Origin of the sequence: Paracraurococcus lichenis, assembly GCF_030657435.1 — a bacterium.
GTDB lineage: Bacteria > Pseudomonadota > Alphaproteobacteria > Acetobacterales > Acetobacteraceae > Paracraurococcus > Paracraurococcus lichenis.
This window is the reverse complement of the sequence record NZ_JAUTWS010000002.1, coordinates 70,960-97,728: the sequence shown is the minus strand read 5'-3', so window position 1 is coordinate 97,728 and position 26,769 is coordinate 70,960. Positions and strand designations below refer to the sequence as shown.

The 26,769-nt window shown below is 72.9% G+C and carries 23 protein-coding genes; 8 read left to right on the top strand and 15 right to left on the bottom strand.

Going from position 1 to position 26,769, the window contains the following annotated elements:
• Positions 1-37 precede the first annotated feature (37 nt).
• Genes Q7A36_RS02375 through Q7A36_RS02365 form a run of 3 tightly spaced genes read left to right on the top strand, consistent with a single transcriptional unit; the run spans position 38 to position 2,963 of the window.
• A complete protein-coding gene (locus Q7A36_RS02375) occupies positions 38-1,015 on the top strand; it encodes a Bug family tripartite tricarboxylate transporter substrate binding protein (RefSeq protein WP_305102044.1) in 978 nt (325 codons plus the stop codon).
• A complete protein-coding gene (locus Q7A36_RS02370; RefSeq protein ID WP_305102043.1) occupies positions 1,012-1,788 on the top strand; it encodes an alpha/beta fold hydrolase in 777 nt (258 codons plus the stop codon). Before Q7A36_RS02375 ends, Q7A36_RS02370 begins: the two co-directional genes overlap by 4 nt.
• Positions 1,785-2,963 carry an LLM class flavin-dependent oxidoreductase gene (locus Q7A36_RS02365; protein WP_305102042.1) on the top strand — a complete coding sequence of 393 codons (1,179 nt, stop codon included), beginning with the start codon at positions 1,785-1,787 and terminating at the stop codon, positions 2,961-2,963. Before Q7A36_RS02370 ends, Q7A36_RS02365 begins: the two co-directional genes overlap by 4 nt.
• 20 nt (positions 2,964-2,983) lie before the next feature.
• On the opposite strand, the gene Q7A36_RS02360 is transcribed toward Q7A36_RS02365, so the two are convergent.
• From Q7A36_RS02360 to Q7A36_RS02350, 3 genes are all read right to left on the bottom strand, one after another.
• Positions 2,984-3,937 carry a DMT family transporter gene (locus Q7A36_RS02360; RefSeq protein WP_305102041.1) on the bottom strand — a complete coding sequence of 318 codons (954 nt, stop codon included), beginning with the start codon at positions 3,935-3,937 and terminating at the stop codon, positions 2,984-2,986.
• 138 nt (positions 3,938-4,075) lie between these two features.
• Positions 4,076-5,347 (bottom strand): flavin monoamine oxidase family protein, encoded by a 1,272-nt coding sequence (locus Q7A36_RS02355; RefSeq protein ID WP_305102040.1) that lies wholly within the window; start codon positions 5,345-5,347, stop codon positions 4,076-4,078.
• A complete protein-coding gene (locus Q7A36_RS02350; RefSeq protein ID WP_305102039.1) occupies positions 5,344-6,378 on the bottom strand; it encodes an MBL fold metallo-hydrolase in 1,035 nt (344 codons plus the stop codon). Before Q7A36_RS02350 ends, Q7A36_RS02355 begins: the two co-directional genes overlap by 4 nt.
• A 326-nt stretch (positions 6,379-6,704) precedes the next feature.
• On the opposite strand from Q7A36_RS02350, the gene Q7A36_RS02345 reads away from it, so the two are divergent.
• A complete protein-coding gene (locus tag Q7A36_RS02345; RefSeq protein ID WP_305102038.1) occupies positions 6,705-8,270 on the top strand; it encodes an HWE histidine kinase domain-containing protein in 1,566 nt (521 codons plus the stop codon).
• On the opposite strand, the gene Q7A36_RS02340 is transcribed toward Q7A36_RS02345, so the two are convergent.
• From Q7A36_RS02340 to rfbC, 5 genes are all read right to left on the bottom strand, one after another.
• Positions 8,271-11,582 carry a glycosyltransferase gene (locus tag Q7A36_RS02340; protein ID WP_305102037.1) on the bottom strand — a complete coding sequence of 1,104 codons (3,312 nt, stop codon included), beginning with the start codon at positions 11,580-11,582 and terminating at the stop codon, positions 8,271-8,273.
• A 13-nt stretch (positions 11,583-11,595) separates the two neighbouring features.
• Positions 11,596-12,462: a glucose-1-phosphate thymidylyltransferase RfbA gene (rfbA, locus tag Q7A36_RS02335; protein WP_305102036.1), complete on the bottom strand. Its 867-nt coding sequence runs from the start codon at positions 12,460-12,462 to the stop codon at positions 11,596-11,598.
• Positions 12,459-13,355 (bottom strand): dTDP-4-dehydrorhamnose reductase, encoded by an 897-nt coding sequence (rfbD, locus tag Q7A36_RS02330; RefSeq protein ID WP_305102035.1) that lies wholly within the window; start codon positions 13,353-13,355, stop codon positions 12,459-12,461. The genes rfbA and rfbD overlap by 4 nt, the downstream gene beginning before the upstream one ends.
• Positions 13,355-14,416, bottom strand: coding sequence for a dTDP-glucose 4,6-dehydratase (gene rfbB, locus Q7A36_RS02325; protein ID WP_305102034.1), 1,062 nt, complete (start codon positions 14,414-14,416; stop codon positions 13,355-13,357). Before rfbB ends, rfbD begins: the two co-directional genes overlap by 1 nt.
• A 90-nt stretch (positions 14,417-14,506) precedes the next feature.
• A complete protein-coding gene (rfbC, locus tag Q7A36_RS02320; protein WP_305102279.1) occupies positions 14,507-15,091 on the bottom strand; it encodes a dTDP-4-dehydrorhamnose 3,5-epimerase in 585 nt (194 codons plus the stop codon).
• Positions 15,092-15,571: 480 nt separating this feature from the next.
• Between rfbC and Q7A36_RS02315 the strand changes: the two genes are divergently transcribed.
• The 3 genes from Q7A36_RS02315 (at position 15,572) to Q7A36_RS02305 (ending at position 18,653) form a co-directional block, all read left to right on the top strand.
• Complete coding sequence (locus tag Q7A36_RS02315) at positions 15,572-16,408, top strand: flagellin (RefSeq protein ID WP_305102033.1); 837 nt, start codon at positions 15,572-15,574, stop codon at positions 16,406-16,408.
• Positions 16,409-16,635: 227 nt separating this feature from the next.
• Complete coding sequence (locus Q7A36_RS02310) at positions 16,636-17,610, top strand: Bug family tripartite tricarboxylate transporter substrate binding protein (protein WP_305102032.1); 975 nt, start codon at positions 16,636-16,638, stop codon at positions 17,608-17,610.
• A gap of 95 nt (positions 17,611-17,705) precedes the next feature.
• Positions 17,706-18,653 (top strand): HpcH/HpaI aldolase/citrate lyase family protein, encoded by a 948-nt coding sequence (locus tag Q7A36_RS02305; protein ID WP_305102031.1) that lies wholly within the window; start codon positions 17,706-17,708, stop codon positions 18,651-18,653.
• A gap of 86 nt (positions 18,654-18,739) precedes the next feature.
• Here Q7A36_RS02305 and Q7A36_RS02300 read toward each other — a convergent pair whose 3' ends face one another.
• From Q7A36_RS02300 to ypfJ, 3 genes are all read right to left on the bottom strand, one after another.
• A complete protein-coding gene (locus tag Q7A36_RS02300) occupies positions 18,740-19,810 on the bottom strand; it encodes a hypothetical protein (RefSeq protein ID WP_305102030.1) in 1,071 nt (356 codons plus the stop codon).
• Between the two features lie 23 nt (positions 19,811-19,833).
• Positions 19,834-20,274, bottom strand: a complete 441-nt coding sequence (locus tag Q7A36_RS02295; RefSeq protein WP_305102029.1) for a hypothetical protein — start codon at positions 20,272-20,274, stop codon at positions 19,834-19,836.
• A gap of 79 nt (positions 20,275-20,353) precedes the next feature.
• On the bottom strand, positions 20,354-21,253 hold the full coding sequence (gene ypfJ / locus Q7A36_RS02290; protein ID WP_305102028.1) for a KPN_02809 family neutral zinc metallopeptidase: 900 nt from the start codon (positions 21,251-21,253) through the stop codon (positions 20,354-20,356).
• Positions 21,254-21,465: 212 nt separating this feature from the next.
• Between ypfJ and Q7A36_RS02285 the strand changes: the two genes are divergently transcribed.
• On the top strand, positions 21,466-22,674 hold the full coding sequence (locus Q7A36_RS02285; RefSeq protein ID WP_305102027.1) for a cupin domain-containing protein: 1,209 nt from the start codon (positions 21,466-21,468) through the stop codon (positions 22,672-22,674).
• 76 nt (positions 22,675-22,750) lie between these two features.
• Here the strand turns inward: Q7A36_RS02285 and Q7A36_RS02280 are convergent, their stop codons facing one another.
• The 4 genes from Q7A36_RS02280 to Q7A36_RS02265 are packed head-to-tail and all read right to left on the bottom strand — an operon-like array spanning position 22,751 to position 26,703.
• Complete coding sequence (locus Q7A36_RS02280; RefSeq protein ID WP_305102026.1) at positions 22,751-23,989, bottom strand: CaiB/BaiF CoA transferase family protein; 1,239 nt, start codon at positions 23,987-23,989, stop codon at positions 22,751-22,753.
• Positions 23,986-24,948, bottom strand: a complete 963-nt coding sequence (locus Q7A36_RS02275; protein WP_305102025.1) for a tripartite tricarboxylate transporter substrate-binding protein — start codon at positions 24,946-24,948, stop codon at positions 23,986-23,988. Before Q7A36_RS02275 ends, Q7A36_RS02280 begins: the two co-directional genes overlap by 4 nt.
• Positions 24,945-25,796: a fumarylacetoacetate hydrolase family protein gene (locus Q7A36_RS02270; RefSeq protein ID WP_305102024.1), complete on the bottom strand. Its 852-nt coding sequence runs from the start codon at positions 25,794-25,796 to the stop codon at positions 24,945-24,947. The genes Q7A36_RS02275 and Q7A36_RS02270 overlap by 4 nt, the downstream gene beginning before the upstream one ends.
• Before the next feature lie 4 nt (positions 25,797-25,800).
• Positions 25,801-26,703: a TauD/TfdA dioxygenase family protein gene (locus tag Q7A36_RS02265; RefSeq protein ID WP_305102023.1), complete on the bottom strand. Its 903-nt coding sequence runs from the start codon at positions 26,701-26,703 to the stop codon at positions 25,801-25,803.
• Between the last annotated feature and the right edge of the window lie 66 nt (positions 26,704-26,769).

Genomic DNA, 26,769 nt, shown 5'->3' with positions numbered 1-26,769 from the left:
TCTACTCCCCGCAAAGGACACCCCTGGGGAGGGGCGGATGCAGGGAAGGATCGGGCGCCGGCCCATGCTCGGCGCCCTGGGGGGCGCGCTGGCCGCAAGCCGGGTGGCGGCGCAGGGCGAGTGGCGGCCGGACCGGCCGGTGCGGATGATCGTGCCCTCCGGCCCCGGCAGCGGCGCCGATGTCATCGCCCGGGCGCTGGCGATGAAGCTCGCGGAGTCCTTCGGCCAAGGCGTCGTGGTGGAGAACCTGAACCAGGGCGTCGGCGCGGTCGGCATCCTGGCGGCGGCGCGGGCGCGGCCGGATGGCCACACCCTCATGTGCAGCATCTCCTCCATCCTGCTGGCGCCGCTGGTCGACCCCTCCTTGAGCTACGACGTGCGGCAGTTCATGCCGGTCTCCCAGTTGCACCAGGCGGCGACGGTGCTGGTCGTGCCGCCGCAGGTGCCGGCGCGGACGCTGCAGCAGTTCCTCGCGCTGGTGCGGGCGCAGCCGGAGCGATTCATCCTCGCCGATTACGGCCATGGCACCGCCAGCCACATCAACGCCGCGCTGCTGATCAAGCGCGCCGGCTTGGGCAACGAGATCGTCCACTACACCAATACGCCGAACCTGATCCGCGACCTGATCGCCGACCACATCCGCTGCGGCATCGTCGATTCCGCCAGCGGCATGCAGTCGATCCGCGACGGGCAGGTGCATGCGCTGGCGGTCAGCGGCCGCCGGCGGCTCGGCGTGCTGGGCGAGATCCCGACCTTCGGCGAGCTCGGCTTCCCGGGCTTCGAGCCGGCGCCCTGGCAGGCGGTGTTCCTGCCCCAGGGCACGCCGGCGCCGATCGCCGCGGTAATCGAGCGCGCGGTGCGCCAGGCCGTCGCCGCGCCCGACTTCGCGGCACGGCTGCGCGGCCTGGGCTTCGAGCCGGTCGGCGGCAGCGCCGAGGACCTGGCGCAGATGCTGGCCTCCGAACGGGAGACCTGGGCTGCTGTGATTGCGGAGACGGGGATCCGGCCGGCATGATCGAGGAATTCGTCACCATCGCGGGCTGCCGCACCCTGGTCCAGCGCGGCGGCGAGGGCCCGCCCCTGCTCTGGCTGCACGGCGCGGGCGGCGGCGGCCGCTGGACGCCGGCGCTGGCGCGGCTGGCGGAACGCCATGCGGTCATCGCGCCCGAGATGCCGGGCTTCGGGCGCACCGACACCCCGGACTGGTTCGACACCATCCACGACGTCGCCTATTTCGTGCTCGACCTGCTCAAGGCGCTCGACATCAGCGGCGCGCACCTGGTGGGCGCCTCGCTCGGCGGCTGGGTGGCGGCGGAGGCGGCGGTGCGCAGCACGGACCGGCTGGCGAGCCTGACGCTGATCGGCCCCGCCGGCCTGCACATGAAGGGCGTGCCGCGGCCCGACACCTTCCTCTGGACCGAGGAGCAGGCGACGCGCGCCCTGTTCCACGACCAGTCCCTCGCCGATGCGCTGCTGGCGGCGGAGCCGGACGAGGCGGAGATCGACCGGCGCCTGAAGAACCGCTTCGCCACCGCGCGCCTGGCCTGGTCGCCGCGCTGGCACGACCCGCACCTGCACAAGTGGCTGCACCGGATCGACGTGCCGACGCTGATCCTCTGGGGCGCCGAGGACGCCGTCCTCCCCGCCGTCTACGCGCAGCACTGGGCCGGGCTGGTCCCGGGCAGCGAGGCGGTGGTGGTGGCGGACTGCGGCCACTCGCCGCAGGTCGAGAAGACCGAGGCGTTCTGCGCCATCGTCGAGGAGTTCCTGGGGAGGGCCGGCCGATGAGGTTCTACTTCTTCCACCTGATGCCCTATGCGGACCTCGATCCGGACTACGACAAGACCTACCCCTCCTCCTGGGTCACGCTGCCGAACAGCTTCTACGACCCGGTGAAGGGCGCCGACCTCTACCACCGCTATCTCGACGAGCTGGAATACGCCGCGGCGCTGGGCTTCGAGGGCGTCGGCGTCAACGAGCACCACCAGAACGCCTATGGGCTGATGCCCTGCCCGAACGTCTTCGCGGGCATGCTGGCGCGGCGCATCCCGGAGACGGCGAAAATCGCCGTGCTGGGGCGGGCGCTGCCGGTGCTGTCCAACCCGCTCTCGGTCGCCGAGGAATTCGCGGTCCTCGACAACATCACCCGCGGGCGGCTGGTCACCGGCTTCGTGCGCGGTATCGGCGCCGAGTACCATTCGCTCGCGGTGAACCCGACCGAGAGCCACGAGCGCTTCCACGAGGCGCATGACCTGATCATGGCGGCCTGGACCCGCACGGGTCCCTTCCCGTGGGAGGGCAAGCACTACCACTTCCCGCATGTGAACCTCTGGCCGCGGGTCTACCAGCAGCCGCATCCGCCGGTCTGGATCCCCTCCCAGGGCTCGCGCGAGACCGTCGAGTTCGCCGCCGACCCGGCGCGGCGCTACACCTACCTGCAGACCGCGGCGCCAGCGGCCACGCTGTTCAGGACCATGCAGCTCTACCGCGACGAGGCCGAGCGGCGCGGCTACCAGGCCAGCCCGGACCAGCTGGGATGGTCGATCAAACTCTATGTGGCGGAGGATGACGCGACCGCGCGGCGGGAGGCGAAGCCGCATATCGAGGCCTTCGCCAACAAGTTCCTCCGCATGCCGCAGGAATACCTGCTGCCGCCGGGCTATACCTCGCTCGCCTCGATGAAGGGGCTGATCCAGTCACGCAAGACCATCACCGGCGGATACCGGACGATGGAGCAGATGCTTGAGCAGGGCACCTTCATCTGCGGCGGGCCGCAGACGGTGATCGACCAGCTGGCCGAGTACCAGCGCCGCGGCGGCTTCAACCTGGTCATGGCCGGGCTGCATTTCGGCACCCTGCCGCACGACCTGACCATGAAGAACATCGAGATCTTCGCGAAGCAGGTCATGCCGGCGCTGAAGGACGCGGTGCCGGGCGCGGTGCCGCGGGTGGCGGCGGAGTAGCGCAGCCGCGAGGCGCGGCGCTACCGCCGCGCCCGCGCCTCGCGCCGCGCGATCCAGGTGGTGGCGGCGAAGATGACCGCGCCGCCCAGCAGCGTCGTCCGCCCCGGAATGTCGCCCCAGACCGCGAAGCCCATGGCCGAGGCCCAGATCAGCTCGAGGAACTTCACCGGCTGCGTCGCCGAGATGTCGGCCAGCGCATAGCCGCGCGTCAGGCAGAAATGCCCGGCCGAGCCCAGCGCCCCGGCCAGCAGGAACAGCGCCCATTGCAGCGGCGTCGGCCAGGTCCAGGACCAGAGCGCGAGCGGCATGGTGAAGGCCGTCACGCCGATCGCCTGCCACGCCACGATCACCGCCGGCGTGTCGCGCTTCGTCAGCGCCTTGGTGATGAAGAAAGAGGCAGCGAAGAGCGGTGAGCTGGCGAGCATCACCAGCGCATAAGGGTTGCCGCCACCGCCCAGCCCCGGGGAGACCACGACCAGCACGCCGGCGAAGCCGACCAGCGCCGCGACCCAGCGCGCGAGCACGAGCCTCTCCCGCAGGAAGAGGATCGCGCCGAGCATGATAAAGAGCGGCGTGGTGAAGCCGAGCGCCACCATCTCCGCCAGCGGCACATGCGGCACGGCGACGAACCAGAGCATCAGCCCGCCGGTATGCACGGCGCCGCGCCAGAGCTGCCCGCCGAGGCCCTTCGGCCGGTAGGCGGCAAGCCCCGCGCGCCAGATGAAGGGCAGCATGACCAGCAGGCCGGCGCCGTAGCGGAGGAACTGCGCGACGAAGGGATCGAGCTGCTGCGCCAGCGTGCGGAGCAGGGCATTGAGGCAGGTGAAGAGCGGCCCGCTCGCCAGCATCCAGAGCATCGCGCGCGGGACGTTGCCGCCGGCACCCCCATTCCGGCCCTCGGTCGCGGCGCGCGGGCGGATGGGATCCGCGGCCTCCGCCGCGGCAGGCCGGGGGTGTGGACGCAACGCCGTCATGCGCCCGCCGCCGGCGCGTGCACAGGGGCGACCTGGCGCAGGTCCTCGACCGGCAAGCATCCGGTGGCGCGCGACGCGACGGGGCCGGCGACGTCGATGCAAATCATGCCCGCGCCATACCCCGACGCGGCCTGCGCGTCAGCCGAGCGTGGCGTCGATTGCCGCCGCGGCGTGCTCGCCGCTCTCCCAGGCGCCGCCGACCGTGCCGGCATAGCGCGGGTGGCAGGCCTCGCCGGCGAAGCGCAGCCGGCCATCGCCCGGAGCCGCGTCGCGCAGCGCGGCGCGGGCACCGTAGTGCCCGACTCGGGCATGGGAATAGGCGCCGAGGAAAAGCGGGTCCTCCGCCCAGCGGGTCACGACGGCGCCCGGGGCGAAGCTGCGCGCGACTTCCGCCGCGCCGACATAACGGGCGAGCTCGGCGCGGGCGAAGGCCTCGGCCGCGGCCGGGCCTTCCTGCGCCAGTTGCCAGGCGAGTTCGCCGCCGAGGAAGCCGACGGCATGGTCGCGGCCCCAGGGCCAGAGCATCCAGGACATGGCGTGGTCGCCGGGCCCCTCGACCATCCGCCCCAGCCGCGAGAAGGGACCGAGGCCGAGCCGCCCCTCCCCCGAAGCCCGCAGGACGACCTTGCTCAGCAGCCCCTGCGGCAACCCGGCGATCGCCGCATGGACCTCGTCCGGCAATTCAGGCTCGAATTGGATGCCCTTCGCCGCCAGCACGCCGGTCGAGACGGTGACGATCGCCGCCCGCGCCCGCAGCACGCCCCAGCCGCCCTCCGCCGCGAGGCCGGCGCCGTCCTGGCGCAGCCGCGCGACCGGCGCGTGCAGCGTCACCGGCAGGCCCTCCCCCAGCCGCGCGACCAGCGTGCCGAAGCCCTCCCGCACCTGCAGGTTCCCGCCGTCCAGCCCGGTCGCCACGTAGTCGCGCAGGCTGAAGCGCTCCGCCTCCACGCCGGAGATGATGGTGCTGAACCAATAGGCCATGGTGGCGTCCCAGGGCCCGCCGCGCGGCACCGCCTGGGCGAGCGGGATGTCCTCGCCGCCGGCGGCATCCCGCGCCTCGGCCGCGGCCTCCCAGGCCTCGGCCGCCGCGTCATGCGCCGCGCGCTCCCCGGCGGTGGCCGGCCGGCCGCGGACCAGCAGGATGTCGCGCACCCGCCGCCGCTCGTCGCGCAGCGTGAAGCCCATGCCCTGCGCGATCGGCGTCAGCGGGTTGCGCTCCGCCACATGGATCCAGGAGGCGCCGGCATCGAAGGGCGCGCCGAGCGACTCGGTGTCGGTGAAGGCCCGCCCGCCGAGCCGCCCGCCCGCCTCCAGCACCCGCACCGTCCGCCCTCGCGCCAGCAGCGCGCGCGCCGCCGCGATGCCGGCCGCGCCGGCACCGACCACCACCACATCGGCGTCGAAGCTCATGTGCGCGTCCGGAACCTCACGGCATCGCCGGGGCCGGGCTCGACCGAGAGCCGTCCCTGCCGCTCCAGCCGACGCAGATGCGCCAACGTCTCGCCGACGGTGAAGCCGACCTGCGACAGCTCGCCGGTCGCGCGGGGGAAGAGCACCTGCGCGGCCTCGAAGGCGGTCAGCGGCTCGCGGCAGGCCTCGGCGAGCGTATCCAGCCGCTCGGCATGGTGGCCGGCGAGCTGGTCGAGCCGCCGGTGCAGCGTGGTGAAGGGCTCGCCATGCGAGGGCAGGACCAGCGTGTCCTCCGGCAGCGCGCGGAAGCGCTCGTTGCTCGAGAGGAAGTCGCCGAGCGGATCGGCCTCCGGCTCGCCCGGATGCAGACCGATATAGGGGGAGATGCGCGGCAGGATCTGGTCGGCCGAGATCAGCACGCCGCGCTCGGCGCAATAGAGCGTCGCCATGTTGGGCGCATGGCCGGCGCCGGTCATCACCCGCCACTCGCTGCCGCCGATGCGGATGCTGCGACCGTCCTTGATCGCATGGAAGCTGCGCGGCAGCTCGGCGACCGCGCGCTGGTAGAGCGCCCCGCGCCCCTCGACGAAGGAGAGGTATTCCGGCGTGCAGCCGGCGCGGGCGTAATGCGCGAGCTGCTGCGCCATCATGTCCGGGCCGCTGTCGTACCAGAGCGCGCGGGCCATCAGCCATTCGATGCGCGTCATGGTCGGGAACAGGCCGAAGCGTTCGCAGAGCCAGCCGGTGAGGCCGATATGGTCGGGGTGGAAATGCGTGACCAGCAGGCCGGTCAGCGGCCGGCCGCCGAGTACCGGCTGCGCCAGCACCTGGTCCCAGAGGCCGCGACTGGTCCGCCCGGCGACGGAGGTATCCACCGCCAGCCAGCCGCCGTCATGCTCGAGCAGCCAGATGTTCACATGGCCCGGCGGGAAGGGCAGCGGCATGCGGGCGCGCAGCAAGCCGGGCTGCAGCATGCGTACCTCGCCCGGCTCGGGCATGTCGCTGACGAGGTCGCGCGGGGCATCGGGCATCCGGTCTGGTCTCCGCAGATGGCGGGCAGCGCTGGTGCCCGGGGAAGGCGCGTCAGGATAAGGCAGATGCGAGCCGGGCGGAAACGCCTGCCCGGCTCACCTCGCGGGCAAGGGCGCGGGGATGCTGCCGACAACTTCCATTGTTCACGAGATTTCTAGCTGCAGATTTTCAACCAGAACGTCATGGTGCAAGCAACGGCGCGGGCGTGGTGCTCGCCCTCAACGAACAGGGGCCCCGGGGGTTGGGCTTCACCGGCATCAGTCTTCGGCTCCCGACGGTGGCGGAGTCCGCGCCCAGACCGCGGCCTGCCGCGGCGCGGACAACCGTGCGCCTGTCGCGTCTCCTTCTCGTCGGCGCCTTGCTGCTGCCGCTGGCGCTGGTCCTGCTCGGCCGGCTGCTGCCGGACCATGCCGGCAGGGCGGCGGGACTGCAGCACGAAGCGGCCGCGGCCGCCGACCGGATCGCATCCCTCGTCCCTGCGTCGCCGCAGGCCTCGCTGTCGGACCCCGAGGCCTCCCCCGCCACGGCCGCCGCGCTGCGGGACGCACCCTGGCGCGCGGCGCCGACTCCGGCCGCGCTCGCCGCCGCGCTGCTGGGCCCCTCCCCGCCGCCCGGCATTCGCCTCGCCCTCCTCGCGTCGGACGGCCGCGTCCTGGCGCGCAGCGCGGAGGAGGCGATCCCGGCGAACCAGCCCCTTCTCTGCGCACGGTCGCCGGTCCCGGGCTGGCCGGCCATGGTGATCGCCATGCGCGACATGGCGACGCCGGGCGGCAACGGCCTGCTGTCTCTCGGCAGCGCCGTCGGCGGCATGCTGCTCCTCGCGGGCCTGGCGCATCGGTGGGAGCGGCGGGCACGCGACGCCGCCGCGGCCGAGGACGTGCGGGAGGAGCAACGCAACGCCAGCTTCGCCGAGAGCGCGACGCGCCTGCGACTCGCGCTCGGCGCGGCCGAACTCGGCTCCTGGTCCTGGGAGGAGGCGACGGACGAGGTCACCTGGGACGACCGCGCCGCCGCCATCCTGCGGTGGCACCCGAGCCATGCCGTGCCCCGCGGCGCCATTCGTCAGCGGCTGGAGCCGGAGGATCACCCCACGCTTGACGCCGCCTTCGCCCGCGCCCGCTGGGACCGGGAACCCTGCCAGTGCACGCTGCGCCTGCGTGCCTCGGCCGGCCAGCCGCTGCGCTGGATCGAACTGCGCGCCCAGGCCGCGCGCGGGCCGCGCGGGATCGTCTGGCACGGCGTCGTCGGCGACATCACCGAGCGGCGGGAGGCGGAGGAGCAGCAGCAGCGCCTGCTGCGGGAGGTGGATCACCGCGCCAAGAACACGCTGGCGGTGGTGCAGGCCCTGCTCCGCCTCACCCGCACGGAGGATCCGGTGGATTTCCTGCCGCGGGTCGAGGCGCGGATCGCCGCCCTCGCCCGCGCCCATACGCTGCTGGCGCAGTCGCGCTGGCAGGGCACCTCGCTCCGGCACCTGGCCGCGGCCGAGTTGCACCGGCACCGGCCGCGGGACGGCGCGGCGCAGCCGCTGCTCAGCGGGCCCGCGGTCATGCTCGCCGCCATCGCCACCCAGCCCATGGCCATGGTGCTGCACGAGCTGGCGAGCAATGCGGCGCGGCACGGGGCCCTCGCCCAGGCGGGCGGCATGCTCTCCGTTACCTGGTGGCTGGATCCGGCGGGCGGGCTCGAGCTGCTCTGGCAGGAACGGCAGCCAGCACCGCCGCCCGCGCCGCCGCAGGATGGGTTCGGCATGCGCATCCTGGAGGCGACGGTGCGCGACCAGCTCGGCGGCCGGCTCACCCGCGACTGGGGGCCGGAGGGGCTGCGCTGCGCGATCCACCTGCCGCCGGGCTGCGTGGTCGCCACGCCGCCGGCCGCGGCCGCGGCTTGATCAGGCCAGCGACCAGGGGGCGGCGGCGCAGCTCGCCGCCAGGTGCCGGGCAATCTCCGCCGGGCTCGGCTCGCGCAGCGCGGCGAAGGGCTTCGTCCAGCGGCTCCAATGCGGGTTCCAGCCGGGGTCGAGCAGCAGCGCCTCGCCCCAGCGCTCCATTAGCCGGCTCTGCTCGGCCTCGGCGCGTTCCTGCTTCACCGGGTCGGCATCGTCATGCCCGCGGCTCTTGGATTCGTAGTGGATGAGCGCGATCCGTGGTTCGTAGAGCACCGCGAGGCCGGCGGCGCGGAGCTTGAGGCAGAAATCCACGTCGTTGAAGCTGACCGGCAGCGCCTGCTCGTCGAAGCCGCCCGCGGCCGCGAAGACCTCGCGTCGGCAGCCGAGGAAGGCGCCGGTCACCGCGCCGGCCTGCCGCAGGGTCTGCCAGCGGCCGAGCGGCCCCGGCTCCTCCGCCGCGGCGCCGACGCCCTCATGCCCCACCAGCCGCTCCAGGCCGCAGAGCACCCCGGCATGCTGGATGGTGCGGTCCTCGTAGAGCAGCCGGGCGCCGACCGCGCCGACCTCGGGCTCGGCCAGCAGCCGGCGCAGGATGCGGTCCCAGCCCTCCGTCAGCATGCGCGTGTCGTCATTGAGGAAGAGCAGCAGCTCGCCCCCGCCCGCCCCCCCACCTTCCCCTTGGGCCTCCCGCGCCGCGAGGTTGTTGAGGCGTGACCAGTTGAAGGGCTGGTCGAGCCGCAGCACGCGGAAGCGGCCGGCCCGCGCGCCGGCGGCGAGGATGTCGAGCGTCTCCGCCGCGGTGCTGCCGTTGTCGATGACGACGGCATCGAGCAGCGAGGGGTCGGCGGCGCGGGCCGCGAGCGAGCCCAGCGCCTCCCGCACCAGCGGGCCGCCGTCGCGCGTCGGGACGATGACGGTGATGCGGGCGGGCGGCGCGTCCCAGCCGGCGGGATCGTCCAGCAGCCAGGGATGCCGCAGCAGGCCGCGCAGCGCGGCGGGCGGCCGGGCCGGCGCGGCGGGCGGCGCCTGCTCGGCCCGCAGCATGGAGGCGAGGCGGCGCGGGATGTGCCCGACCGGCCCCTGCCGCCGCAGCGCCGCCCAGAGCACCCAGCGCGGCGCCTCCGCCGCGATGGCGTCGAAGGCCGGGGCGAGCGCGGCGCGGCGGGCGCAGACCACCGCCCCGCCGGGATCGGCGAAGGCGAGCGACCATTCGTCGAGCGCCCCACGCAGCACCGGCGCGGCCTGCGAGGGCGGGCCGCGGAAGGGCTCGAGGGCCGCGTCCTCGTCGCAGAGGAAGGCCACGGCGCCCGGCGCCCGGCCGGCGGCATGGGCGAACCAGGCGAGCGCGGCGGGGTCGAGCAGCGTCCCGGCCGGCAACAGCAGGACGAGGTCGCCCGCGCCCCCGGTCATGGCGCGCCGCTCGGCCAGCTGCGCCGCATCCTCCAGCGGCCAGGCGCGGATCCGCGGGTCGCGCGCCGCGGCCTGGGCGGCGAGGGCCTCAGCGGCCGGCGGGACCAGCAGCGCCGCGGTCCAGCGCGCATGGGTCTGCGCCGCGAGGCTGTCCAGCGTGCGGCGCAGCCCGCGCACCGTCCCGGCGCTGCCGTCCACCAGGATGTCGATCACCGGCGCCTCGCCGGATGCGGCGGGCGGCGGCGGGACGTCGTGGCGTCGGCGGAACTGCGTATAGTGCTCCGGCGGCCAGGCGGCGAAGCTCTCGAGCTGCGGCAGCATGCCCTCGAGCCGCTCGAGGGTGGCGCGGGTCTCGGCGAGCTGGACGGCCATGGCCTGCAGCGCCGGCCGCGCCTCGGCGAGGATCGGCTCCAGCGCGAAACCGGCGCCGAGCGGGCGGCCGGTGCCGGGCTCGCGGAGCTGGAAGCGATGCGCCCCGCCCTCCTCCAGCAGGTGGCGGCCGTCCCAGAGCAGGCGGAAGCCGCGGGCGCCGGCCTCGCCCTGGCTGCGCGGCCGATCGGCCAGTGCGGTGCCGAGGCTGCGGCCGTCGCAGAGCACCTCCACCTCGACCGGCCCGCCCGAGCCGTGCCGCGCCCAGCCGGCGATCCGGTCGCCGGTGACGTAGTCGATGCCGCCGGTGAGACCCTCGGCGGCGGCATCGTCCCAGAGCGCCAGCGCTTCCGCGGCGTCGGTCCAGAGCATGCCGTGGCGCGCCGCGGCCTCGGCGGCCAGGACCGGCAGGGAGAGCAGCCGGCGCAGCAGGGCGGGGCCGCCCGGCGGAGTCGCCTCGGGCTCCGCCGGATGCAGGCCGAGGCGCAGGCGCAGCCAGGCCGCCGCCATGCGGCGCTCCTCGGCCGGGAGGCCGGCATGCGGCGGGCTATGGCCGTCCACGAGCTCGGCAAGGACCGCCTGCCGGAAGGCCGGCCCGCCGAGCAGGCCGGAGAGCAGGGACCAGCGCGTCCCCGCGGGCGGTGCGGCCTCGCCGCGCAGCGGCCGGCCGAGGACGAGCAGCGAGGCATGCGCCGCGTCATCGGGCAGCACGGACTGGCGGAGCTGGTGCAGGCCAGAGGCAAGGTCGGGCAGCGCCGCCGCGAGGGCGGCGCGCTGCTCGGGCCAGCCGCTCGCCAGCATCTCGGCGGCGGCGGGCAGGCGCAGCAGCGCGGCGAGCAGCGCGCCGTGATAGGGCGGCTCGCCCGGGCAGGACGCGGCGCCGAGCCGCTCCGCCAGCCAGGCGGCGCAGGAACGGAGATCGGGGCCGGGCAGGCCCTCGCCGGGCACCGGGCCGCCTTCGGTCAGCGGGCGCAGGATGGCGTCGCGGAACCGCTCGCCGGTCAGCACATGCTGCAGCAGGAGCAGCAGCGGCACGGGCTGCGCGGCCTGCCCGGCCGGCGCCATGGCGCCGGGGCCGAAGAGCAGGCCGGCGAGCATGGCATGGTCCTCCGACCCGGCCATGCGGGTGAGCAGGTGGCCGGCGCTGCGCGCCGGCGCGGCCGCGGCCGCGCGCAGCGCCGCCTGTTGCGCCTCCGGCAGGCGGGCGATGCGGGCGGCGACGGGCGGCAGGTGCAGCAGCCCGGCGAGGAGCGCGCCCGGCGAGGGCGGCAGCGCTGCCGCCGCCTCGCTCAGCCAGCCGCGCGACAGCGCCCAGTCCCAGGCCGCGGCGAGCGCCGGCGGCGGCAGCGTGACATGGCGCGTCGGCAGGCCGGCCGCGAGGCGGCCGAGCTGGAGGCCAAACTCGGCCGAGCCGGCGAGGGTGGCAAGGAGCGCGGCCGGGCGCAGGCGCGCCTCCGCCTCCCCCGGCGCGCGGCCGAGGAGGGCGCAGGTCGCCTGGACCAGGCCGGACTCGGGCGGGGTCGCGCCGTCCGGCATCGGGGTGTCGGGCCTAGCGGTGCGTCAACAGGCTCTCGAGATACCGGCCATAGCCGCTGTTGTGGAGCGGCCGGGCGACCTCGATCAGTTGCGCGTCGGTGATGAAGCCCATGCGCCAGGCCACTTCCTCGGGCGAGGCGACCTTCTGGCCCGTGCGCTTCTCGATGGCGCGAACGAACTCGGCGGCCTCCAGCATGCTGTCATGGGTGCCGGTGTCGAGCCAGGCATAGCCGCGGCCGAGGCGGGCGACGCGCAGCGTGCCCTCGGCGAGGTAGACCTTGTTCAGGTCGGTGATCTCGAGCTCGCCGCGGGTCGAGGGCTTGAGCGCGCGCGCGATCTGCGGCGCGCGGCCGTCGTAGAAATAGAGCCCGGTCACCGCCCAGTCCGACTTCGGGTGCTTGGGCTTCTCCTCGATCGAGAGCGCCCGGCCCTCGGCATCGAATTCGGCGACGCCGTAGCGCTCGGGGTCGGCGACGCGATAGGCGAAGACCGAGGCGCCGTGCTCGGCCTTGGCGGCAGCCATGCGCGTCTCGAGCTCGTCGCCGTGGAAGATGTTGTCGCCGAGCACCAGGGCGGAGGGGCCGCCGGCCAGGAATTCCTCGGCCAGCACCAGCGCCATGGCGATGCCGTTCGGCGCCTCCTGCACCATGTATTCCAGCCGGACGCCCCACTGGCTCCCATCGCCGAGCAGGCGTTGGAAGAGCGGCAGGTCGTGCGGGGTGGAGATGATCATGATCTCCCGGATCCCGGCCAGCATGAGGACCGAGAGCGGGTAGTAGACCATCGGCTTGTCGTAGACCGGCAGGAGCTGCTTGGAGACGGCGAGCGTCGCCGGATAGAGCCTTGTGCCGCTGCCGCCGGCGAGGACGATGCCCTTCATGCTGCCTGGTCCTTCGTCATCAGCGCGTCGAGGCAGGCGTCCAGGCCCGCGCGCCAGTCCTTGGGGGGAATGCCGAGCACCGTCGCCGCGCGCGTGCAGTCGAGCCGGGAATTGGCCGGGCGGCGCGCCTTGGTCGGGTAGTCGGCGGTGGTGATGGCGGTCACCTTCGGAGCGGGCTGGCCGCGCCGCGCGGCGCCCGCGAAGATCGCCTCGGCGAAGCCGTGCCAGGTGGTGTAGGGCGCACCCGTCAGGTGGGCGACGCCGAAGACCGGATCGCCCGCCGGCGCGGCGGCGAGGCGCGGCAGCAGGGTGACGGCGGCCTCGGCGAGGTCGGCGGCGAAGGTCGGCGCGCCCTGCTGGTCGGCGACGACGCGCAGCTCCGGCCGGTCCTGCCCCAGGCGCAGCATGGTCTTGACGAAGTTGTTGCCGAAGGGCGAGCAGACCCAGGCGGTGCGCAGCGTCACGCTCCGCGGCTGCGCGAGGTGCAGCAGCAGCTCGCCCGCGAGCTTGGAGGCGCCATAGGCGCCGACGGGGTCGGGCGCATCGGCCTCGGAATAGGGTGCGTCCTTGGTGCCGTCGAAGACGTAGTCGGTGGAGTAGTGCAGCACGGGCACGCCGGCGCGCGCCGCCGCCTCGCCCAGCAGCCGCGGGCCGGTGGCGTTCACCGCGAAGGCCAGCGCGCGCTCGTCCTCGGCCCGGTCCACCGCCGTATAGGCGGCGCAGTTCACCACCGCCTCCGGCCGGGTGCGGGCGAAGGCATCCGCGACTTGCGCCGCATCGGTCATGTCGAAGCCCGGCGGCTCCAGCGCCTCGGCCGCATGGCCCGCGGCCGCGAGGCGCGGCAACAGTTCGGTCGCGATCTGGCCGGTGCGGCCGATGACGAGGACGCGCATCAGCTTGCCTTCTGGGTGATCAGGCCCAGCCGTTCGCCGCTGTACTTCTGCTCGCGCAGCGGCCGCCACCACCACTCGTTGGCGAGGTACCAGTCGATGGTCTGGGCGATGCCGCTCTCGAAGCTCTGCTGCTGCCGCCAGCCGAGCTCACTCTCCATCTTCGTGCAGTCGATGGCGTAGCGCGCATCGTGGCCGGGGCGGTCGGTGACGAAGCGGATGAGCCCGCGGCGCGGCGTGCCCATCGGCCGGCGCGCGTCGAGCAGGTCGCAGATGGTCTCGACCACCTGCAGGTTCCGCCGCTCCGCACGGCCGCCGATGCAGTAGGTCTCGCCGATGCGGCCGCGCTCCACCACCGTCACCAGCGCCCGGGCATGGTCCTCCACATGGAGCCAGTCGCGGATGTTGCTGCCGTCGCCGTAGACCGGCAGCGGCTTGCCCTCGAGCGCATTGAGGATCACCAGCGGGATCAGCTTCTCGGGGAAGTGGTAGGGGCCGTAATTGTTCGAGCAATTGGTGACCAGCACCGGCAGCCCGTAGGTCTCGTGCCAGGCGCGGACCAGGTGGTCGGAGGCCGCCTTGCTCGCCGAGTAAGGCGAGCGCGGGTCATAGGCCGTGGTCTCGGAGAAGGCGCCGGTGGGCCCGAGCGAGCCGAAGACCTCGTCGGTCGAGATGTGGTGGAAGCGGAAGCGGGCCTTCGCCTCGGCGTCCAGCCCGGCATGGTAGCCGCGCGCCGCCTCCAGCATCGAGAAGGTGCCGTCGATATTGGTGCGGATGAAGTCGGCCGCACCGGTGATGGAGCGGTCCACATGGCTCTCGGCGGCGAGGTGCATCACCGCATCCGGCCGGAACTCGGCCATGGCGGCGGCCATGCGGGCGCGGTCGCAGATATCGGCCTGCAGGAAGGAGAAGCCCGGCCGGCCCTCGCAGTCCCTGAGGTTCCGCCGGTCGCCGGCATAGGTGAGCTTGTCGACGACCAGCACGCTCGCGCCGCGCTCGAGCACGAGGAGCCGGGTGACGGCCGAGCCGATGAAGCCGGCGCCGCCGGTGACCAGGATGCGCATGTCTCTGGGCTCCTTGAAGGTTGGGCGGGCCGATTCAGGCCTCCGCGGCAGCCGGCGCATGCGTCGGACCGCTCCGGCCATCGGACCGCGTCAGTCGAAAGCCGGCGCGATGTCGCGCAGGCGGGGGGCGCGCCGGTCCTTGTCGGAAAGCTGCACCTCGGCGGCCGCGAAGGGCCAGGGCAGGCCGAGATCCGGGTCGTCCCACGCGATGCCGGCATCGCAGTCCGGCGCATAGAGGTCGGTGACCTTGTAGGCCACCTCGGTATCGGGCGTCAGCGTGCAGAAGCCGTGCGCGAAGCCCACGGGGACGTAGAGCTGCCGGGCATTCTCGGCCGTGAGCTCGGCCGCCACATGCTGGCCATAGGTCGGCGAGGAGCGGCGGATATCGACCGCGATGTCGAGGATGGCGCCGCGCAGCGCGCGGACCAGCTTGGCCTGCGCATGCGGCGGGCGCTGGAAATGCATGCCGCGGATCGTGCCGGCGCGGGCCGAGAGCGAGTGGTTGTCCTGCACGAAGACATCCGGGATCCCGAGCGCGGCGAAGTCCCGCGCGCTCCAGGTCTCGAGGAAGAAGCCGCGGTGGTCGCCGAAGCGCCGCGGCGTCACCAGCACGGGGCCGGGCAGCGCGAAGCGCTCCGCCGTGAAATTCCCGGAAACTGCAGGGCCAGTCGTCATGCCGCCATCCGCCGTTTTGAGCGTGAGCACCAGGTACCTCCGGAACCGAACCAGGCCATGCACCCGCTAGGTCGAAGGGGCTCTCTCCGCTGCCTGAGTGTCCGGTTCCTTAAGCCCCGGAGTCTCCCCGGCCGCAAGGGTGCCCGCCCGCCAGGGCGTGCGCTCGCCGAAGCGGGCGGCATCCCCTCATCCCGTCGCCAGCCTATGAATGTTGCGCCTTTTCCGATGTTGCCCACTTTACCCTCAACCCGCTCCCGGCGCTTGCGGGATCTGCTCCCGGCCATCCATTACGACGAAGCAGAGGAGCCGTGCGTCGCCCAGCACACAACCCAGAGTATCACTTCGATGTGTTTGTAGCGCCCAGCAGGAGTGGACCGTCGCTCCATGTTGCGCTCCTCGCCTTTACCGCTCCTTCAGCACTCCGCGGCCATGATCGAGCCATGTGGCCGTCAGGCGGCCGCCGATCGCGAGGAAAATCCCGTGCCGCTGAACTCCGTGAACACCAATGCCGGCGCCATGGTGGCGCTGCAGTCGCTCAACCGGACGACCGACGAGCTCTCGGCGACCCAGAAGCGGATCTCGACCGGCTACCGCGTGGCGGATGCCCGCGACGACGGCGCGGCCTATGCGGTGGCCGAGCGCATCCGCGGCGACATGGCGGCGACGAACTCCGCCAACCAGCAGCTTGGTGGCGTCAAGGGCCTGCTCGACGTCACCAACACCGCGCTGCAGAACGTCTCGACCACGCTCAACAAGCTGAAGGAGATCGTGGTCAAGCTCGCCGACGGCACCATCACCTCCGAGCAGCGCACCCAGTACCAAGCGCAGGCGAAGCAGCTGACCAACAACGTCAAGGCCTTCATCGGGGACGCGAGCTACAACGGGCTCAACATCCTCGACGACACGGCGGCCACCGCGGTGAAGGTGATCACCAGCGGCACCGGCACCTATTACAGCTTCAGCAGCTACTCGGCGCTGGCGCAGGTCTACAACGCCGTCTCCAGCGCCAATACCTGGGACCAGGTCTCGGCCTCGGCGGCGCTGACCGCCACGGGCGCGGTCGGCACGGCCATCACCAACGTCCTCACCCAGCTCAATAATTTCGGCAGCTACTCGAACTACATCGACAGCCAGATCACCTACAACAAGGCGATCCTGGATGCGCAGGAAAGCGGCCTGGGCGCGCTGATCGATGCCGACATGGCCAAGGAGAGTGCGAGGCTGCAGGCCCTGCAAATCCGCCAGCAGCTCGGCACCCAGGCGCTCGGCATCGCCAACCAGGCCCCGCAGGCTTTGCTCAGCCTGTTCCGCGGCTAGCGCAGATCGCGGCAGAGCGGAAGCGTCCGGGGGCGTGACGCGGCTCTGCGCATCGCATGCTCCACGCCGCGGCGAGGCCGCCGCGGGCAAGGCCAGGAAGCCCGGCCGGTGGCGCTCCCGGCGCCGGACGCAGCCCGGCATCCGTCAGCACCGCCGCCCCGCCCTTTCCGCCCGACCCGTCCCCGCCGTATAGCCAGCGGCCCGTCGTCGTGGAGGAAGGACCCGTCATGCCAAGCCTCGGCCGCCGCGCCGCGCTCGCCGCCCCTGCCCTGCTGCTGGCCCGCGGCACGGCGGCACAGGAAGCCTGGCCAGGGCGCCCCGTCACGCTGATCGTGCCCTGGGCGCCGGGCGGGTCCAACGACGTCGCCGCCCGCCTCCTCACTCCGGCGCTCGAGGCCCGCTTCGGCCAGCCCTTCGTGGTGGAGAACCGGCCGGGCGGGGGCGGCAGCCTCGGCATGGGCATGGCGGCCCGCGCCAGACCGGACGGCTATACCCTGCTGGTCTCCTCCGCCTCCAACCACGTCTTCCATCCGCTGATCGCGCAGGACCTGGGCTACGACGTGCAGCAGGCGCTGCAGCCCATTTGCATGCTGGTGGATGTGCCGAACGTGCTCGCCGTCTCCAATGCCTTCGGCGTGCGGACCGTGCCGGAACTGATCGAGAAGGTGCGCCGCATGCGCGGCGGCGCCAGCTTCGGCTCCTCGGGCGTCGGCTCCTCCAACCACCTCGCGGGGGAGCTGCTGAAGCTCCGCACCGGGCTCGACCTGACGCATGTGCCCTATCGCGGCGGCGGGCAGGCGATCGCCGACCTCATCTCCGATACCGTGCCGATGGTCTTCCTGAACCTGCCGACCATCTCCGGCCCGGCCGCGGCGGGCCAGGTGCGGATCATCGCCGTCGGCTCGGCGGAGCGGGTCCGCAGCCGGCCGGAGATCCCGACGATCCAGGAGCAGGGCGTGCCGGATTTCGCCGTGCGCTCCTGGACCGGCCTCTTCGCCCCGCGCGGGACGCCGCCCGCCGTGACCCAGGCCCTGGCGCCGGCGCTGCGGGAGATCCTGGAGACGCCGGCGATCCGCCAGCGCCTGACCGACATGGGCAGCGAGCCGATCTGGATGGACGCGGCCGAGACCGAGCGCTTCGTGCGCGCCGATGTCGAGCGCTGGGGCCCGGTGGTGAAGGCGGCGAAGGTCACGCTGGATTAGGCCGCCCGCCGCGGGTCGCGCACACCCTGCCGACCCGCTTCGCAACCGTCGCCGGCCGCGCCGGGGCATTCCCGGGCGGCCCGGGCAGCGCGGGGATGCGCCACGCCTTCGACGTGCAGGGCAGAGCCAAGCCCCCCCAGCCTTTCCACGTCGCGGCGATCTGCTCTAGCGTCGCCGGCATGCGCACCCTCCCGACCTGGCGGTCTCTGCTCTACGTCCCGGCGACCCGCGACAGCTTCGTCGCCAAGGCGCATACCCGCGGCGCCGATGCGATCATCCTGGACCTGGAGGACGCCGTCGCGCTCTCCGAAAAGCCGGCCGCCCGCGCCGCGCTGGCGAAGGCGGTGCCGATGGTGCGGCAGGGCGGCGCCGAGGTCTGCGTGCGGATCAACCGGCCGCTGCGCATGGCGGCGCAGGACATCGACGCGGCGGTCGCGGCCGGGGCGGACGTGCTGGTGCTTACCAAGCTGCTGGGCCCCGATCACGTCCGGCTGCTGGCGGAGCTGACGGCGGAGTCCGAAGCCGCGCATGGCGCGCCAGGCGGCCGCACGCGCTTCATCGGCCTGGTCGAGACGGCACAGGCCCTACCGCAGATGGAGGCGATCGCGCGGGCCGATGAGCGGCTGGTCGCGCTCGGTGCGGGTGGGGAGGACCTGGCGACCGATCTCGGCATGGAACCGACGCCGGACGCGCTCTATGTCCCGAAGATGCTGGCGGTGGTCGCGGCGCGTGCGGCGGGCGTGCTGCCGCTCGGCTTCATCGGCACGGTGGCCGGCATCTCCGACATGGAGGCCTATCGGGCGATGCTCCGGCGCTCCCGGGCGCTGGGCTTTGCCTGCGCAAGCTGCGTGCACCCGCTGCAGGTGCCGATCGTGAACGAGGAATACGGCGCCCGGCCGGAGGAGGTCGCGCGCGCGAAGCGCATGGTCGCGGCCTTCGAGGATGCCCTGGCGAAGGGCGTCGGCGCAGTCGCCTTCGAGGGCGAGATGATCGACGAACCCGTCGTGGAACGGGCGCGTCGCCTCCTGGCGCGCGCCCGCTAGACTCAGGCCGGGTCCAGGGGGTTCGGCGTATACGCCGAACGGACCCCTGGCGGGGAGCGCGAGGGGCAGCGCCCCTCGCCCTGCCCCTACCGGCGCGGGTTGTTCTTCACCTCGTTCTCCGGCCGCGCGCCGCTCACGTTCGTGCCCAGCGCGTCATCCGCAGCGCGGGACAGCTTGGTGCCGGGCGGATTGCCGGGGGTGCCGTCCGGCGCCGAGGTGCCGAAGGTGCTGCGCCCCTCGTTCTCCGGCCGCGCGCCGCTGATGTTGGTGCCGGCGATGTCGTCGGCGCCGCGGGAGGCCATGGTGCCCGGCGGGTTGCTGGCGACATCGGTCGTGCTGCGCGCACCGGCACCGAGGCTGGCACCAGTCGCACGGCGCGTCTCGTTCTCCGGATGCGCGCCGCTGATATTGGTCCCGGCCACCTCGTCGATGCCGCGGGACAGCTTCGTGCCCGGCGGGTTGCCCGGCGTGCCGTCCGGCGGGCTGGTCATGGTGGAAGCATCGGTGCGCGGGATGGCGCCGGTGCGCGTGCCCATCTGTGCGGCGGCGGTGGTGGTGCCGACGCCCGCCGCGGTGCCGAGGCCGGTCGCCGGATCCGCCGCCTCGTCATAGCGGGACCAGCCGGCAGCGCGGTAATCGGCGCCGCGCGTCTCGGCATTCGCCGCGTTGTGGCGGGCCATGATGGACTCGATCTCGGTCGCGCGGGTGTCGTCGGCGCGCACGGTCACCAGGTTGCCGCCGCGGCGCACGCCCTCGGCATAGACATGGCTCTCCTCCTCGGAGAGGCCGGCGCCGGTGAGTCCGCCGAGCAGGCCGCCCGCGGCCGCGCCGACGCCGGCGCCGGTCAGCGTCGCCACCAGCCAGCCGGCGGCGACGATCGGGCCGAGGCCCGGGATGGCGAGGGCGCCGAGGCCGGCGAGCAGGCCGGCGCCGCCGCCGACGAGGGTGCCGATGGTCGCGCCCGTGCCGGCGCCGGTGCCGCTGTCGGCCTCCGTCGTCGTGTCGGCACCGGTCGCGGTGGTGCCGGTACCGGCGTCGCCGCGGCTGGCGATCAGGCTGATGTCGTCACGCGCGATGCCGGCGGCCTCGAGGTCGCGCACGGCCGCGGAAGCATCCGCGTAGCTGTCGAAGAGGCGGGCGATGGTACGGGTCGCCATGGGGGTTCTCCGATCCTGTTGGTTCAGCGGCCGGCGTTCGGGACGACGTTGCCCTGGTAGTCCAGCGCGACGCTGACCTGCTGGCCGCTGCGCTGCGCCTTGCCGCGCCAGACGCCCTGGTCGTCCTTCTGCAGGTCGGACACGTTGGTGAAGCCGGCCGCCTCGATGCGGCTCTTCGCCTGGCCCTCGGTGAAGCTGTTGGCGCCGGGCGCCGGCGCGTTGGCGGTGCGGGTGCCGTCATCCGTGCGCACCGCGGCATTGCTGCTGTCCGTGTCGCGGCTCGGGGTCGTGGCGCCGCTGCGGGTATCGGGTGCGGGCGCCACCGTGGTGCCGGGACGCGTGGTGCTGCCCGGGGTCGCGGCGCCCGGGGCGGTGCGGTCGGGCGTCGCAGGAGAGGTCTGGGCATAGGCCGGGACGGCCGCCACCGCACCCAGCAAGGCCAGGCGAAGGAGCGTCGTGCGCATGATTGTCTCCCGTGTGATGGGTTCGCAGGCTTGCCGCCTGCTTGCCCGCCACTAACGGGGAATCATCAGGCGCGTTCCGTCACAAACGGTCTGCCCCGAAGGTGTCGCAACGGCGGATATCGCCGCTCTCAAGCCCGGTGCGGAACCAGCGCGTGCGCTGCGCGGAGCTGCCATGGGTGAAGCTCTCCGGCACCACATAGCCCTGCGCGCGGCGCTGCAGCCGGTCGTCGCCGACGGCAGCGGCGGCGCCGATGCCGGACTCGATGTCGCCGGGTTCGAGGAAGCGCTTCATCTGCTCGGTGCGGGCCGCCCAGATGCCGGCGAAGCAGTCGGCCTGCAGCTCGATCCTGACCTGCAGCGCGTTCGACTCAGCGCGATCCATGCCGCGCCTCTCGCGATCCACGCGATCGAGGATGCCGAGCAGGTTCTGCACGTGGTGCCCGACCTCATGCGCGATGACATAGGCGCGCGCGAACTCGCCGGGTGCGCCCAGCTTGCGCTCCATGTCGGCGAAGAACGCGGTGTCGAGGTACACCTTGCGGTCGTTCGGGCAATAGAAGGGGCCGACGGCGGTCTGGGCGAAGCCGCAGGCGCTCTGCGTGCCGCCGCTGAACAGCACGAGGTTCGGCGGATCGTAGCGGCGGTTGGCATTGCGGAAGATATCGGTCCAGGCATCCTCGGTGGTCGCCAGCACCTGGGCGACGAAGCGGCGCTGGCCGTCCTCCTGCCCGTTCGCCTGCCCGTTTGGCGCGGGGCGGCTCTCCGTCACCTGGCTCTGCTGCGGCGCCGGTGCATCGCCGCCGCCCGAAAGGATCACCCGCGGATCGACGCCGAAGAAGAGCGCGAGCAGGATGATCGCCACCGTGCCGAGGCCGCCGCCGGCGACGCCGATCGGGAAGCCGCCGCCACCGCCGAAGCCGCCGCCGCTGCCGCGGCGGTCCTCGATGTTCTCGCTCTCGCGCTCGCCGTCCAGGCGCATGGCTTCCTCTCCTGCGTTCCGTCCGGGGAACGTCGGCTGATCCTCGAGGTTCCAACGCCGCGCAGAGCGGCCGTTGCGCAGGTGTGGGGCGGATCGAAGGGCAACCGGCCGACCGCCGCCCCCGTTAGCCGGCCAGAGCCGGCCGATCCAGGTCGCGGGATGCCCAAGCCGGGGGGCCGCTCCCATGCCGGCACTTCCGGAAAGGGAGAACCATGTTTCCATCCAACAGGCGTTCGCTGCTGGGCGCCGCCGCCGTCGGGGCCAGCGGTCTCGTCTCCTTCGAGAAGATCGCCGATGCGGCGCAGGAGGCCGCGGCGAAGAGCGACCATGGCCAGGCCGGCCAGGGCGGCTTCGGCCGCAAGGTGGACCGGCTGCCGCCCGGCCCGCCGGTCGCGACGCACAACCAGAAGGACATAGCGGAATTCCCCGACTTCCGCTTCTCGCTCGACGGCAATGTGCCGAAGATCACCTCTGGCGGCTGGGCGAAGGAGGCGACGGTCCACCAATTCCCCGTCAGCAAGGGGATCGCCGGCGTCCACATGTATCTGAACCCCGGCGCTTCGCGTGAGCTGCACTGGCACGCCATCGCGGCCGAATGGGCCTTCGTCATCTCAGGCCGCTGCCAGACCGTGGTGCTCGAGCCCTCGGGCGCGTCGGAGATCAACAACTACAATCCGGGCGACCTCTGGTACTTCCAGAAGGGGCACGGGCATTCGATCCAGACGATCGGCGACGAGCCCTGCCACTTCATCCTGAGCTTCGACAACGGCGCCTTCTCGGAGCACGGGACCTTCGGCATCACCGACTGGGTGGACGTCACGCCAAAGGACCTGCTGGCGAAGGAGTTCGGGGTGCCGAAGGACATCTTCGACGCCTTCCCGAAGGGCGAGGCCTATATCTCGCAGGGGCCGGTCGTCCCAATCTCGCAGGCGATGGACGCGCCCTGGCCGAAGGAATCGACGCACCGCTTCCGCCTGCTGCAGGACCGCCGCGCCGTCCGGGAGTTCGAGGGCGGCCAGTTCTGGCTGGCGACCAACGAGGAATTCCCGGCGCAGAAGAGCATGTCGGGCGGCCTGATGGTCATCAAGCCCGGCGAGATGCGCAAGCTGCACTGGAACCCCAATGCCAATGAGTGGCACTACTACCTCCGCGGCAAGGGCCAGGTGGCGGTCTTCGGCTCCGGCGGCCGCGGCAAGGTGGCCGAGGTCAATCCGGGCGACGTCGTCTACATCACCCAGGGCTTCGGCCATGCCATGCGCAACATCGGCGACGAGCCGCTGGAGATGGTGCAGACCTGGGACAACCCGGTCTTCGAGGAGATCGACCTCGACCGCTGGATCGCTACCAGCCCGCGCTACCTGCTGCAGAACAACTTCGCAGGGGCGAAGCCGGAGGATCTGGACAAGCTGAAGCAGGGCTGAGTTCAGGCTGGCGGAGCGGATCCACGCCTCCGGGCCATGCGGCCCTCCGGCGATCCGCTCCGCGCCGCGGCCCCGCTCAGGCGGGGTCGCGCACCACGCCCGCCGCCCGCAGGCGGGCGACTTCCGCCTCGCCCAGCGCGGGCGAGAGGATCCGGTCATTGTGCTCGCCGAGCCGCGGCGCGGGCCGCGCCAGGATGCCGGGCGTCGCCGAGAGGCGCGGCACCATCCCATGCATCGGCAGCCAGCCGGAGGGCATCTCGGCGTCCGGCACCTCGATCACCGCCTCGCGCTCCACGACGTAGCGGTTGTGCTCGAGCATCTCGGCATCCATGATCGGGCCGATGGTCACCCCCGCGGCATCGAACTTCGCCAGGCACTCGGCCAGCGTCAGGCCGCGGATATGGTCGGCGATGATGGCGTCCAGCTCCTCGCCATGCCGCACCCGGTCGGCATTGGTGCGGAAGCGGGGATCGGCGATCAGTTCCTCCCGCCCGATGCTGCGCAACAGCTTCTCCGTCATGCCCTGCGTCGAGGCGGAGAGGCAGACCCAGCCGCCATCCCGCGTGCGATAGGCATTGCGCGGCACCGCATTGGTGCTGCGGCTGCCGGTGCGCGGCTTGAGCTTGCGGTTGAGCTGCCAGTTGGCGTGCTGCGGCTCCATCATGACGTGGATGGGGTCGAAGAGCGTCAGGTCGATCACCTGCCCCTGCCCCGTCGCCTCGGCATGCCGCAGCGCGATCATCGCCGTCGCCGCGCCGTAGAGCCCGGCATAGCCATCCGCCATGTACATGGGCGGCAGCACCGGCTCCCGGTCGGCGAAGCCGTTGACCGCGGCGAAGCCGGAATAGCCCTCGACCAGCGTGCCGAAGCCGGGCTTGTGGCGGTAGGGCCCGTCCTGGCCCCAGCCGCTGACGCGGACGACGACAAGCCGCGGATTGATCGCCAGCAGCGCCTCCGGCGAGAGGCCCATCACCTCCAGGATGCCGGGGCGGAAGCTCTCGACGAAGATCGCGGCCTCCTCGACCAGGCGCTTCACCACCACGATCGCCTCGGGGTTGCGCAGGTCCAGGCAGACCGAGAGCTTGTTGCGGCTGAGCGTCTTCCAGGTGGTGGAGATGCCCTGGATGCGCCAGGCGCGCAGCGTGTCGCCCTCGGGCGGCTCCACCTTCACCACCTCGGCGCCGTGATCGGCCAGCACCTTGGTCAGCAGGTTGCCCGCGACGAGGCGGGAGAGGTCCACCACGCGCAGCCCCTGCAGGGCGCCGGTGGCGGCGGGGTCGAAGTCGCGGCGATGCGGGGTCGGTCGGTCGGTCATTCTGGCTGGATATTGGCGGCCTGGGCGACCCGGCGCCAGCGGGCGAGGTCGGCGCGGAGCACGGCGGCGAATTCCTCGGGACCGCCCGGTGAGGGCACCGCCCCTTCGGCGTCATAGACCCGCCTCAGGGCCGGGTCGCCCAGCGCCTCGTTGACGGCGGCATGGATGGCGCGGCGGATCTCGAGGGGTACGCCCTTCGGCGCGAGCAGGCCCCACCAGATCGCGACCTCGTAGTCGATGCCCTGCTCCTTCACGGTGCGGACCGGCGGCACCTCCGGCGGCAGGCCGCCGCCCGGCGCCGTCGCGGCGATCACCCGCACGCGACCCTCGCGGATCGCGGCATTGGCGCTGGCGACCGTCGTGAGCATGAGCTGGATATTGCCCGCGACGAGGTCGGTGACCGCGGGCGCCGTGCCGCGATAGGGCACGTGGTTCATCCGGATGCCGGCGGCCTGGGCGAAGTATTCCGAGATGAAGTGGTTGATCCCGCCCGCGCCCGAACTGCCGTAGTCGATGGAGCCCGGCTGCTCCTTCGCCATGCGGACCAGCGTGGCGAGGTCGCGCGCCGGGAAATCCGGGTTGAGCATCAGGAAGAAGGGCGCGCGGGCGAGGATGGCGATGGCATCGAAGCTGCCCTCCGCATCCCAGGGCGTCTTCTGGATCACCGCCGAGGTGGCGAAGGAGGAGGAGGTGACCATCAGCGTGTAGCCATCCGCCGGCGCCTGGGCGACCTGCGCCGCTCCGATCGCGCCGCCCGCGCCGCCCCGGTTCTCGATGACGAAGGGCTGGCCGAGCTTCGCCTGCAGACGTTCCGCCAGGGGCCGGGCGACGACGTCGTTCGAGCCGCCCGGCGGGAAGGGGACGACGATGCGCACCGGGCGGTTCGGCCAGCCGCCCTGCGCCCGGGCGATGGCGGGCGCGGCCAGGGCCGCGCCGAGCAACAGGCGACGGCCGATCATGCCGGGTCCTCCTCCGCCACCACCGGGTTGCGCAGCACGCCGATGCCGCCGATCTCCACCTCCACCACGTCGCCCGGCGTCAGCCAGGGCGGCGGCCTGCGGGCATGAGCGACGCCCTCCGGCGTGCCGGTGGCGATGACGTCGCCGGGCGAGAGCGGCGTCCAGGCCGAGATGTATTCGATGAGCTGCGGCACGGAGAGGATCATGTCGCCGGTGCTCGCCCGCTGCCGGCGCTCGCCATTCACCCGCGTCTCGAGCGTGAGCGCGGCCGGGTCCGGGATCTCGTCGGCGGTGACCAGCCAGGGGCCGAGCGGACCCGTGTCCGGGAAGTTCTTGCCCGCCGTCACCGAGTGCTTCTGGTAGTCCCGCAGGCTGCCGTCGTTGAAGATGGTATAGGCCGCGACGTGCTCCAACGCCCGCGCCGCCGGGATATGCCGGCCCGGCCTGCCGATGACGACGGCCAGCTCCCCCTCGTAGTCGAACTGGGCGGAGTTGCGCGGCCGGACCAGCGGCGCGCCATGGGCGATGATGGAGTCGGCGAGGCGCGCGAAGATGCGGGGATGCTCCGGCACCTCCCGCCCGGCCGCCTCCGCCACATGGGCGCGGTAGTTCAGCCCGACGCAGAGCACCTTCCGCAGCGGCGAGGGCACCGCCGGCAGCAGCGCCACCTCCGAGAGCGCGTGGTCGGGCGCCGCCGAGGCATGCCGCGCAAGCTCCGCCAGCGCGCCCGCGGCAAGCGCGGCGGAGATGTCGGCATGGGGCGTGCGGCGACCGAGATCGACGATGCCGTCGCCGGTGACGAGGCCGAAGGAAGGGCCGGCCGCGGTGGTGTAGCTGGCGATGCGCATGGGCTCAGGCCGCCCGCAGCCATTGCCGCTGGAACCCCGCATCGAAGATGCGGTCGGCCATGACCTGGCAGCGCAGCATCAGCCGGTGCTCCTCCGGTCGGTAGTCGGGGATGGCATTGTGCAGCGTGCCGATATGATCCCAGAGGAGCACGTCCCCGACCGTCCAGCGATGCGCCCATTGGTATCGGGGCTGGAGCTGGTGGGCGAAGAGATAATCCAGCATCTCCCGGCTTTCCGCGTCGGGCAATTCCACGATCCGCTCGGCATAGCCCGGATTGCAGTAGAGCACCGTGCGGCCGGTGATCGGGTGGGTCATGAAGATGGGGTGGACGGCCGGCGGGCGCTTGGCGCGCTGCTCCGGCGTCAGCGGCGCGCGCATGCTGCCGGGGCGGGTCCGCATGCGCTCCCAGAAGACGTTGAAGTCGTGCCGCACCGTCATGCCGGCGAGGCGCCGCTTCACCTCCGCCGGAAGCTCCGCATAGGCGGCGTGCATGTTGGCGAAGAGCGTGTCGCCGAGCGGCCGGCCGTCCCGTTGTGGCACCTGCACGGCGTAGAGGACGTTCACGAAGCCCTTCGCCGCCGTATAGGACATGTCGGTGTGCCAGTCCTGCCCGGCATCGGCGATGCCGATCGGCTCGCCATCCCTGATGATGTTGGAGAGGATGCCGACCTCCGGCACCTCCCCGTCATGGAAGCGGCCGGTGACGGAGCCCTGGATGGGGCCGAAGCGCACGGAGAAGTCGCGGAGGTGCCGCGCCCCGATCGCCTGGCCCGGAATGCGCAGCACGCCGTGCTCCCCGAGCGCCCGCAGCAGCCCGGCGAATTCCGCGTCGGACAGCGTCTGCCGCAGGTCCAGGCCATGGACCGTGGCGCCCAGGACCGCGCCGGTGGGTTCGATGCTCAGCATGGACGTCCCTTCCTGGCCGCGAGTCTGGCAGCCTGCCGCGCCGCGTCAACCGGGCGGCGCTTGCCG